We start from the raw sequence: 10926 nt of genomic DNA on the forward strand, positions 1-10926 counted from the left end.
CCTCAGCGCGCTCCCAGCCCGCGCAGCCGCACCGGGTGGGACGGCTCGCTCACGCCGTCCTCGCCCTCCCGCTGAACGACCACCTTCCGGCCCTCCCAGCGGGCGACGTAGCGTTCGATCTCCGGTTCGTCCCAACCGTCGCCCGCGTCCGCAACGACCAGTCCGCCCCCGCTCCGCCCCCGGGCGGGCGCCCACACCTCCAGTTCGAGACCGCCGTCGTCCCCACGCACCGGAATGACGGCGCCCGCCCGCGCGAGTACCGGGATGCGTGACAGAGGGGCGTCGACGAGCACCTGACCCGGCCCCTCGTAGACCCGTTCCGTAGCCGTGTCGTACCAGCGTCCCCGCGGCAGCTGAACCGCACGCCGGTCGCTGCCCGGATCGAGCACCGGTGCCACGAGCAGGCAGTCACCCAGCAGAAAGGCGTCCTCGCAGTCCCGCAGGGCACGGTCCTCGGGCGCTGACCACCACACGGGCCGGACATAAGGCGCACCGGTACGCCGGGCCAACTGTGCGAGCGTCATGAAGTACGGCAGCAGCCGTCGGCGTTCCACGAGCGCCACGCGCGCGTGCTCCAGCACCTCGGCTCCGAACTCCCACGGCTCCCTGCGCCCTGCCCGCAGACTCGCGTGTGTACGGAACAACGGCAGGTAGGCGCCGAGTTGGAGCCAGCGCAGATACAGCTCGGGCGAGGGGTGCCCGTCGTAGCCGCCCACGTCGGGCCCCGAGTACGGCACCCCGCACAGCCCGAGTCCCATCACGAGCGACAGCGAAGCCCGCAGGCCCGGCCAGCCGGTGGCCACGTCACCGGACCAGGTGCCGCCGTATCGCTGTATGCCGGCCCATCCGGAACGCGAGAACAGAAAGGGCCGCTCGTCCGGCACCAGGTCACGCAGACCCTCGTATCCGGCCTGGGCCATGCACAGCGCGTAGACGTTGTGCGCCTCGCGGTGGTCACCGCCGCGGCCCTCCAGAAAGTGCCTGGCCGACCGCGGCAGAGTGGACTCACCGAACGCGTTGAAGGACGTGGGCTCGTTCATGTCGTGCCAGAAGCCCTTGAACCCCGCGGTGAGCCTCTCCTGGTAGAGGCGGCCCCACCAGGCACGCACGCGTGCGTGCGTGAAGTCCGGATAGACCGCCTCGCCGGGCCACACGACCCCTTCCACGAGCCGCCCCGACGCGTCCCGCACGAAGGCGTCCTCGGCCGTCCCGCTGTCATGGACGGCGTTGCCCGGCGCGGCCTTGACCGCCGGGTTGACGATCGACACCAGCCGGATCCCGTCCCGCAACAGTTCATCGGCCAGTTGGGGCAGCTTGGGAAACCGTTCCTGGTCGACCGTGAACACCTGGTGCTCGTCGTGGTGGTCGATGTCCAGATGGACGGCATCGAGCGGCAGCCCCCGCTCCTGGTATCCGGCGACGATCCGCCGCACCTCCTGCTCACTGCCGAAACCCCAGCGGGCGTGATGATGGCCGAGCGCCCAGGACGGCGGCAGCGCGGGCGCACCGGTCAGCGAGGCCCAGGCGAGCAGCACGCGCGCGGGCGTGCCCACCATCACCCAGCAGCGCAGCGGACCGCCGGCTATCCGCAGCTCGGACATCCCCACCTGGTCGTGCCCGGAACCGGCGCCCTCCTCGCCCTCCCGCAGGGTCACCGTGCCGTCCCACGAGGTGTCGTGGAACACGAGATGGGTGGCGGCGTCGGCCACCACCAGCTGCACCGGCATCGTGATGTACAGCGGATCGTCTCCCGGCCCGAACGCCCGGCCCGGGTCGGTGTTCCACAGCCGATACGTTCCGTTCCGCAACCGAGGCCCCGACGCCCGTCCCCCCAGCCCGAAGAACCGTGCGTCGGCGGCCACCTCCGACCGCTGCATCCAGCGCGCCTCGCCGCCGCCCACCGGCTCCCACCAGCGGGGCGGCAGATCCCGGCGCAGGATCACCCCGCCGGGCGTACGCACCTCCACCGCTCCGTGCCGCGACACCACGACCGTCGCCCGCTCGGCCACGACCCGCCAGCCGCCGTCCTTGTCCGGCTCCAGGACCGCCCGCGGATCCGGCTCCGGGCAGCGGCCCGCGAGCGCGTACGACGGCAACGGCTCGGCCCCGTCCCACCCCCAGAAGACCACCCCGTTCATCGCGACGACGATCCGCAGCTCGGAGCGGCTGAACCGTATGACACCCCCACCGGGGCCCGGCTCGACGTCCCGCATCGGCCCCGGCACCCGCGCCCGCTCGGCCCCCCGCGCCGGCAGCCCGACGGCGTCGGTACGCCTCCTGCGCCACGCGGCGCGCACGGTACGCAACGCCTGGGGCGCCCCCGCCGAACCAACCGCCTTCACCGAACGCACCAGGTCACGACCGTTCATGCTGCTCACCCTGCCACTCAGTGCCTCACCCGTGCGTGCCGTTCAACTGGCGTTCACCCGTGCCGGGGCCACATCTTCACGACACGGACTATGTGGGGCGCACCCTGGCGTAGAAGTTGATCACATGGCATCGTCCCTGTCAGCCGCGTCACGCGCACACCCCTGGCCCGTGCGCGGGAGACGCACACGACGCGCACAGTCCGGGAGCCCCCATGTCGACCGTGAATCCCCAGCCGCTCTGGCAGCCAGATCCGCAGCGCATCGCCCGGTCCCAGGTCACCAGGTTCCAGGCATGGGCGGCCGAACACCACGGCGCCCCGGCCGACGGAGGCTACGAGGCCCTCCACCGCTGGTCGGTGGATGAGCTGGAGCCGTTCTGGGAAGCAGTCACCCAATGGTTCGACGTACGGTTCTCGACGCCCTACGCGCGCGTGCTGGGCGACCGCTCGATGCCCGGCGCCGAGTGGTTCCCCGGAGCCACCCTCAACTACGCCGAGCACGCCCTGCGCGCGGCCGGGACCCGCGCGGACGAACCCGCCCTCCTGTACGTCGACGAGACCCATGAGCCGCGCCCGGTGACCTGGTCCGAGCTGCGCCGCCAGGTCGGCTCCCTGGCCGCGGAGCTGCGCGCCCTCGGCCTCCGGCCCGGAGATCGCGTCAGCGGCTACCTCCCGAACATCCCGCAGGCCGTCGTCGCCCTGCTCGCCACGGCCGCGGTGGGCGCCGTCTGGACGTCCTGCGCCCCCGACTTCGGCGCCCGCAGTGTCCTGGACCGCTTCCAACAGGTCGAACCGGTCGTCCTGTTCACCGTCGACGGCTACCGCTACGGAGGCAAGGAGCACGACCGCCGCGAGACGGTCGCCGAACTCCGCCGCGAACTGCCTTCCCTGCGCGCCGTCGTCCACATCCCGCTCCTCGGCACCGGGGCTCCTGAAGGCGCCCTGGAGTGGGATGCCCTCACGAGCGCGGACACGGAGCCGGTCTTCGAACCGGTGCCCTTCGCGCACCCCCTGTGGGTGCTCTACTCCTCGGGCACGACAGGCCTGCCGAAGGCGATCGTCCAGTCCCAGGGCGGCATCCTCGTCGAGCACCTCAAGCAGCTCGGCCTGCACTGCGACCTCGGCCCCGAGGACCGTTTCTTCTGGTACACCTCCACGGGCTGGATGATGTGGAACTTCCTCGTCTCCGGCCTCCTCACGGGCACGACCGTCGTCCTGTACGACGGCAGCCCCGGCTACCCCGACACGGGCGCCCAGTGGCGGATCGCCGAACGCACGGGCGCCACCCTCTTCGGCACCTCGGCCGCGTACGTCATGGCCTGCCGCAAGGCCGACGTGCACCCAGGCCGCGACTTCGACCTCTCCAAGATGCAGTGCGTGGCCACCACCGGCTCACCGCTACCACCCGACGGCTTCCGCTGGCTGCACGACGAGGTCCGTGAGGACCTGTGGATCGCCTCCGTCAGCGGGGGCACGGACGTCTGCTCGTGCTTCGCGGGCGCCGTACCGACCCTGCCCGTGTACATCGGCGAGCTCCAGGCACCGAGCCTGGGCACCGACCTGCAGTCCTGGGACCCGAGCGGCAAGCCCCTGATCGACGAGGTGGGCGAGCTCGTCGTCACCAATCCCATGCCGTCGATGCCGATCCACTTCTGGAACGACCCCGACGGAAGCCGCTATCACGACAGCTACTTCGACACCTACCCCGGAGTGTGGCGGCACGGCGACTGGATCACCGTCACCACGCGCGGCTCGGTCGTCATCCACGGCCGCTCCGACTCGACGCTCAACCGCCAGGGCGTCCGCATGGGTTCGGCCGACATCTACGAGGCCGTGGAGCGACTCCCCGAGATCAAGGAGTCCCTGGTCATCGGTATCGAGCAGCCCGACGGCGGCTACTGGATGCCGCTGTTCGTGCAACTGGCCCCGGAAGCCGTCCTGGACCAGGCACTCCTCGACCGCATCAAGGCGACGATCCGCGAAAACCTCTCACCCCGCCACATCCCGGACGAGGTCATCGAGGTCCCCGGCATCCCGCACACCCTCACCGGGAAGCGCATCGAGGTCCCCGTCAAGCGCCTCCTCCAGGGCACCCCTCTGGAGAAGGCGGTCAACCCGGGCTCCATCGACAACCTCGAACTGCTCCACTTCTACGAGGACCTGGCCCGCAAACGCGCCTGACGGAGCGGGTCACCCACCGTAGGTGGCCTCGGACTCACCGAGCACGCCGGCGAAGTCCGAGGCCAGCCGCGCCGCATCGGCCGGCTCCAGCTCAGCGGCCGTGATCCGCACGCCCGGACCGGCCGACAGCCGGAACCTGGCCCCGGCCGCGACCCACCAGCCGTACGACCGCAGCCCGTTCACCACGGCCGACTCGTCCCGGACGGGCACCCACACATTCATCCCGCTCGCCCCGTGCGCCTCGATGCCCCGGTCGCCGAGCTCCCGTACAAGAGCGTTCCGGCGCAGCGCATAGGTCTCCTGGGCACGAGCGACCAACGCGCGCGTGCTTTCGTCGGTGAGAAGCCCGTACACCGTCTCCTGGAGCAGATGACTGACCCAGCCGGACGTCAGCAACAGCCGCCCGTCGTGCCGGCCCAGGGTGATCGGATCACACGCGGCGGCCGCCCACCTCAGGTCCGTCCCCAGGAACTTGCTCACCGTCCGCACATGCACCCAGCGCGGCAGCCCTGCGCCGGTCAGCGTCCGCAGGGGAGCACCGGCGACGGCGGAAGCGTGATCGTTCTCCACGACCAGCACCTCAGGGTGCTCCCGGAGCACACTCAGGAGGGCCTCCTGACGCTCGGCGGAGAAGCGACCGCCGTACGGATTCTGCGCCCGCGGACTGCACACGAGCGCCCGCGCCCCAGCCCGCAGCGCTTCGCGTACGGCCTCGGGCAACACTCCCTCGTCGTCGACGGCGACGGGGACCATGCGCAGCCCCAACGCCGTGACCAGATCCAGCAGGTGGTGATACCCGGGATCCTCCATGGCCACGGCGTCCCCGGGCCGTAGCTCCACGGAGAGCAGCCGTCCGACCAGATCCAGCGCCCCGTGTGCGAAGGTCACGTGCTCCACGGGTACGCCCTCGGGCCGCAGCCACGCGCGTACGGCGTCCTCAAGACGTGCCAGCCGGGGCGTCGAACGATGCGAACGAGCGCCGGGGGACAGCCGTGAGGGCGGCACCAGCCCGGGGAGCAGCCTCGGATCGGGGTGACCACCCGCCAAGTCCCGCAGGCCCTCGGGCACTTTGGGTGGCCGACGAGACGCCACCGCCGGGGCCGGTGCCACCACGGTCCCGCCCCGACCGCGGGTGACCACGATCCCCCGTTGCCGCAGTTCCTTGTATGCCGTGGCGACCGTCCCCGGGCTCACGCCGAGGTCGTCCGCGAGGCGCCGCACCGGAGGCAGTGCGGCTCCGGGCGCCAAGGAGCCCTCAGCCACGGCCCGTTCGGCGGACGCCGCAATTCCCTTGGCCGTCGTCCCACTGATCCCATATTGTGTTGCCACGTTGCAGAGTATGTATCAGTACATAAATGAAAAGCAAGCAGGCAAGGGGGAGCAGTGCATCCGATACGGCGCGCGGCAGCATGGTCGAGAAGCGTTCCCGGAGGTCGCGACGGGCGCAGAGTGCTCGCCATCGCGCTCGTCGACCGCATCGGCAGCGGACTGTGGGCTTCCGTCGCCGTCCTCTACTTCATCTACGTCTCCGAGCTCTCCATGGCCCAGGTCGGCACGCTCGCCGCTGCCGCAGGCGCGATCGGCATCGCAGGGGCACCGATGGGCGGCAAGCTCGCCGACCGATTCCCGATCACCCGGGTCCTGCTGACGGTCCAGCTCATACGTGCCGTCGCCTCCTGCGCCCTGCTCACCACCGACAACTACGCCCTGCTCATCGCCTTCTCGGCGGTGGGCGGTCTCGGCGACCGCGCCGCGAGCATCCTCACCAAGCTCTACGCCACCCGAGTCGCCGGCCCGGAGCGCGTCCGCTACCAGGCGTTCCACCGAACCGTGGCCAACGCGGGCTGGGCGCTGGGCGGCCTCGCCGCCGCTGCGGCCCTGTCGCTCGGCACCACGGCCGCCTACCAATGGCTCCTCGCCGGAGACGCCCTGTCCTTCGTCGCCTCAGCACTCCTCACCCTGCGCTGCGGCGAGCCCCCGTCCTCCTCCCGCACCGTCACCACCTCGAAGCACCCGGCCCCCACGACCAGGCCTACGACCCCCTGGCGTGACCGCACCTATCTCGCCTACGTCGCCACCGAGACCGTCCTCTTCCTCGACGACGCGGTGTTCAAGGTCGGCCTGCCCCTGTGGATCGCACACGAGAGCAACGCACCGAACGGACTGGCACCCCTTCTGATGGTCCTCAACAACGTCATGGTCGTGGCACTCCAGGTGCCCCTCGCCCGATTCGGCACCACCACAGCGGCTGCCCGGAACCTCCTCCTCCCGCTGTCCGCCACCTTCGCCCTGGGCGGCACCGCCATGGCGTTCGCGGCCACGGGCGGAGCCGTCACCGCCACAGCGCTCCTCACCGCCGCGGCAGCGGCTTTCACCATGGCCGAGATGCTGCACGCCACCATCTCCTGGGAACTCTCCGTCGCCCTCGCCCCCGAGACCGCCCAGGGCACCTACCTCGGAGTCCACGGTCTGGCCCAGTCCGTGCAGCGCACCTTCGGGCCACTCGCAGTCACCGCCGCCATCGCCACCGGCCCGGCGGGATGGGCCGCCTTCGGCACGGTCATAGCCCTGACCTGCACAATCCAGCACCGGCTGGTCCGGGGGCGCCTCACCCAGTTCGCGTTGTCAGTGCCGCCGGTTACTGTGAGTGAGAATTGATCGACTGTGCACAGGGGGAAACATGGCGCACACCGACCACCAGACAATGCGACGCGTCCTGCGCCGCGAAATCGCCGGAACCATCGGCCTGCTCACCGACGAACACGACTTCCGCGCCATGCGGCGCTACCGCACCTTCACCTTCGACGACCACGCGACCTACCTGAAACAGGTCGAAGACCTTCTGAGGACTCGGGCCTCACAGGGCAGCCACACCACCGTCGCCCTCTTCGACCCCCAGGAATACGCCGAGTTCTGCGAAGAGACCGGCCTCAACCCGGACATCCCGTCGAGCCGAACACGCTTCACGGCAGAACTCGCCAACACCGGACCGACGCTCCCGTACGAGGGCCAGCCGCTCACCGACCTGGTGCCCGCCCTCGTGGACGAAGCCGTCCGCCAGGCCACCTGGGAGTACGCGACCACCCTCCTCGCCCGCCTCGGCGCCTGCGGTTCCTGCGGGGAGGACATCGGTCGCGCGGCCTTCGCCCGCGCCTCCGACCTCCTCCTCCGGATCCTCGACACAGCCCTACCAGGCGAACACCACCTCGTCTGCAGCGTCACCGGCACCCCGGAAACCCTTGTCTCCGTCCTCCACTCCGACGAGAACACCGAGGGGGCCGTCCAACTCGACGAGGCCGAGGCTCTCGAATTCACCACGGTTCTCGCACTCGGCATCGCCACCCAAAGCCCCGGCGGACTCGTCATGCGCACCAGCACCCCCGGGACCACCGACCGCATCTACGGCTGGCGTCTGCGCGGCGACGGCCTCGAACCCCTCACCGCCGGAGAAGTCTTCGACGCCTACTGCACCGACATCGACTCCGGCGACCTGATCTCCCCGGAATCGGGCGTCGACTACTGCGTGCCTCCCGACCTCGGACCGGAAGGACAGACGTCGCGCCACAGTCACTGAACACAAAAGGGCGCTCCACCCATGGGTGGAGCGCCCTCCAGGAACCGTCAGCCGGCCTCTCCGGTCCGACTACTCGCCCGACAGCACCGCCTGGGCCGCGTCGCGCGCGTCCTCGGCACTGTCGGCGGCCCGCGCGGCGGCGGCAGCACGCTCGCACTGCGCCAGCGTGTACTTCGCCAGCGTCGCCCGGACGTAAGGAAGGGACGCCGCACCCATGGAAAGGGAGGTAACCCCCAGACCGGTCAGCACACAGGCGAGCAGCGGGTCGGACGCGGCCTCACCACAGACACCGCAGCTCTTGCCCTCGGCCTTCGCCGCCTCGGCGGACAGCGCGACCAGGTCGAGCAGCGCGGGCTGCCACGGATCCTGCAACCGCGACACCGCACCCACCTGACGGTCGGCGGCGAAGGTGTACTGCGCGAGATCGTTGGTCCCGAGCGACAGGAACTCGACCTCCTGCAGAATCGACCGCGCCCGCAGAGCGGCCGAGGGAATCTCCACCATCGCGCCGAACTTCGCCTGCAGCCCTGCCGCACGGCACGCGTCGGCGAACGCCCTGGCATCGGTGCGGTCCGCCACCATCGGGGCCATGACCTCGAGGTAGACAGGCAGACCCTCGGCGGCCTTCGCGAGCGCCGTCAGCTGAGTCCGAAGCACGTCAGGGTGATCGAGCAGCGTCCGCAGCCCACGCACACCCAGCGCCGGGTTCGGCTCGTCGGACGGCGTCAGAAAGTCCAGCGGCTTGTCCGCGCCCGCGTCCAGCACACGAACGACCACACGCCCCTCGGGGAACGCCTCGAGCACCTGGCGATACGCCTCGACCTGCTTCTCCTCGGACGGAGCGTTCTTGCTGTCGTCGAGGAAGAGAAACTCGGTACGGAAGAGACCGACGCCCTCGGCTCCCGCTTCGACCGCGGCGGGCACGTCCGCCGGACCACCGACGTTGGCCAGCAGCGGCACCTTGTGGCCGTCGGCGGTGGCACCCGGACCTGTCGATGCGGCGAGCGCGGCCTTCCGCTCGGCGGCAGCGGCCTCCAACTGGGCCTTCTTCTCATCGCTCGGGTTCACGAAGATGTCACCGGTGCTGCCGTCGACAGCGATGACCGTGCCCTCGGCCAGCTCACCGGCACCCGGCAACGCCACAACGGCCGGCACACCGAGCGCCCGCGCCAGAATCGCGCTGTGGCTGGTCGGTCCGCCCTCCTCGGTGACGAAACCCAGAACGAGCGTCGGGTCCAGCAGGGCGGTGTCGGCAGGCGCGAGATCCCGCGCCACCAGGACATAAGGCTCGTCGCTGTCGGGGACGCCCGGCATGGGCACGCCGAGCAGACGGGCGACGATACGATTCCGCACGTCGTCGAGGTCGGCGACGCGACCGGCCAGGTACTCACCCGCGCCCGCCAGCAGCTCGCGGTACGCGGCGAACGCGTCGTAGACGGCGCGCTCGGCCGTGCTGCCGACGGCGATACGCCGGTCCACGTCTGCCATCAACTCGGGGTCCTGGGCCATCATGGCCTGCGCTTCGAGCACCGCCTGGGCTTCACCCCCCGCCAGATTGCCGCGCGCCATCAGGTCGGCCGCCACAGCCTCCACGGCCTTGCGGGCGCGCCCCTGTTCACGCTCCGCGTCCTCCGCCGGAATCTGCTTGGCAGGCGGCTCCAGCACCGCCGTTCCCATGTGCCGAACCTCGCCGATCGCCACACCGTGGCTCACGCCGACGCCTCGCAGCGTTGTCTCCATCTCACCCGTCTCCGATAGTGCGGCGGGTCCCGCCGCCGCGGTGGTTGTCGCCCCTACTTGCAGTCGTACGACGGCACTGACGTCACTTCCAGACGAAGAGACTGTCGCCGTCCTTCACTTCGCCGTCCGCACGGAGTTCGGCGAGTGCCTCGGCCGTGGCCTCCAGAGCCACGACCGGGCAGACGGCGGACTTGCCGGCGGCCTCGACGGCGGCCGGGTTCCAGCGCACGATCGCCTGACCGCGCGTGACGGTGTCGCCCTTGTTCACCAGCAGCTCGAAACCCTCACCGTTGAGCTGCACGGTGTCGATGCCGAGGTGGACGAGCACGCCGTGTCCCTGTTCGTCCACGACGACGAACGCGTGGGGGTGGAGAGAGACGATCACACCGTCGACGGGCGCCACGGCCTCGGACGGTTCGCGCACGGGATCGATCGCCGTACCCGGGCCGACCATGGCTCCGGAGAAGACCGGGTCGGGCACGGCGGCCAGTCCGATGGCGCGTCCGGCAAGAGGGGACGTCACGGTGGTCATGGGAAGCCTCCCAGGGGTGGAGCTGCGTATATGCACCGTCACTGCTTGTCCCGGACGGCGCTGTCCAGCAGCGTATGGCATGTGGAGTACGGGGTTCGCAGGAAAGATACCGCTAAGTGGTCTAGACCACCAGCCCAACGGATTTGCACCCACTTCGCGGCCCCATGTACAGTCGTACTCCTGCTTGAGGCCGAGCGGCGCCACCGAGCGTCCCAGCCTGGCAGCACCCAACTTGTCAGATCCTAACTCTGGATCATGTTCTGCATGCTTGCAGGACGGTGGTCAGAGGGCCGGAAAAACACTGATAGAGTTTGGAAACACCGAAGGGAAGCCCGGAGGAAAGCCCGAGAGGGTGAGTACAAAGGAAGCGTCCGTTCCTTGAGAACTCAACAGCGTGCCAAAAGTCAACGCCAGATATGTTGATACCCCGTCTCCGGCCGATCGGCTGGGGCGAGGTTCCTTTGAAGAAAACACAGCGAGGACGCTGTGAGCGACCGCCTTATTCCGGTGGTCGCTCCGCTCTCGTGATGT

At 70.1% G+C, this 10926-nt stretch carries 7 protein-coding genes; 3 read left to right on the top strand and 4 right to left on the bottom strand.

The window, feature by feature from the left end:
• Positions 1–2 precede the first annotated feature (2 nt).
• Complete coding sequence (locus RNB18_RS45720) at positions 3–2369, bottom strand: glycoside hydrolase family 31 protein (protein WP_311720058.1); 2367 nt, start codon at positions 2367–2369, stop codon at positions 3–5.
• A gap of 212 nt (positions 2370–2581) precedes the next feature.
• Here RNB18_RS45720 and RNB18_RS45725 point away from each other — a divergent pair, with 212 nt between their 5' ends.
• On the top strand, positions 2582–4549 hold the full coding sequence (locus tag RNB18_RS45725; protein WP_311720059.1) for an acetoacetate--CoA ligase: 1968 nt from the start codon (positions 2582–2584) through the stop codon (positions 4547–4549).
• A 9-nt stretch (positions 4550–4558) separates the two neighbouring features.
• Here RNB18_RS45725 and RNB18_RS45730 read toward each other — a convergent pair whose 3' ends face one another.
• Positions 4559–5878: an aminotransferase class I/II-fold pyridoxal phosphate-dependent enzyme gene (locus RNB18_RS45730; RefSeq protein ID WP_311720061.1), complete on the bottom strand. Its 1320-nt coding sequence runs from the start codon at positions 5876–5878 to the stop codon at positions 4559–4561.
• Positions 5879–5998: 120 nt separating this feature from the next.
• On the opposite strand from RNB18_RS45730, the gene RNB18_RS45735 reads away from it, so the two are divergent.
• Positions 5999–7207, top strand: coding sequence for an MFS transporter (locus tag RNB18_RS45735; RefSeq protein ID WP_311720062.1), 1209 nt, complete (start codon positions 5999–6001; stop codon positions 7205–7207).
• Positions 7208–7229: 22 nt separating this feature from the next.
• Positions 7230–8123, top strand: a complete 894-nt coding sequence (locus RNB18_RS45740; RefSeq protein ID WP_311720063.1) for a hypothetical protein — start codon at positions 7230–7232, stop codon at positions 8121–8123.
• A gap of 69 nt (positions 8124–8192) precedes the next feature.
• Here RNB18_RS45740 and ptsP read toward each other — a convergent pair whose 3' ends face one another.
• Entirely contained in the window at positions 8193–9863 is a 1671-nt protein-coding gene (gene ptsP, locus RNB18_RS45745; protein WP_311720064.1) for a phosphoenolpyruvate--protein phosphotransferase, read from the bottom strand.
• A gap of 82 nt (positions 9864–9945) precedes the next feature.
• The gene (locus RNB18_RS45750; protein ID WP_311720065.1) at positions 9946–10395 is read right to left on the bottom strand and encodes a PTS sugar transporter subunit IIA; all 450 of its coding nucleotides are present in this window, start codon (positions 10393–10395) and stop codon (positions 9946–9948) included.
• Between the last annotated feature and the right edge of the window lie 531 nt (positions 10396–10926).

The sequence above is a fragment of the Streptomyces doebereineriae genome, from assembly GCF_031845645.1.
In the GTDB taxonomy this organism is placed as follows: domain Bacteria; phylum Actinomycetota; class Actinomycetes; order Streptomycetales; family Streptomycetaceae; genus Streptomyces; species Streptomyces canus.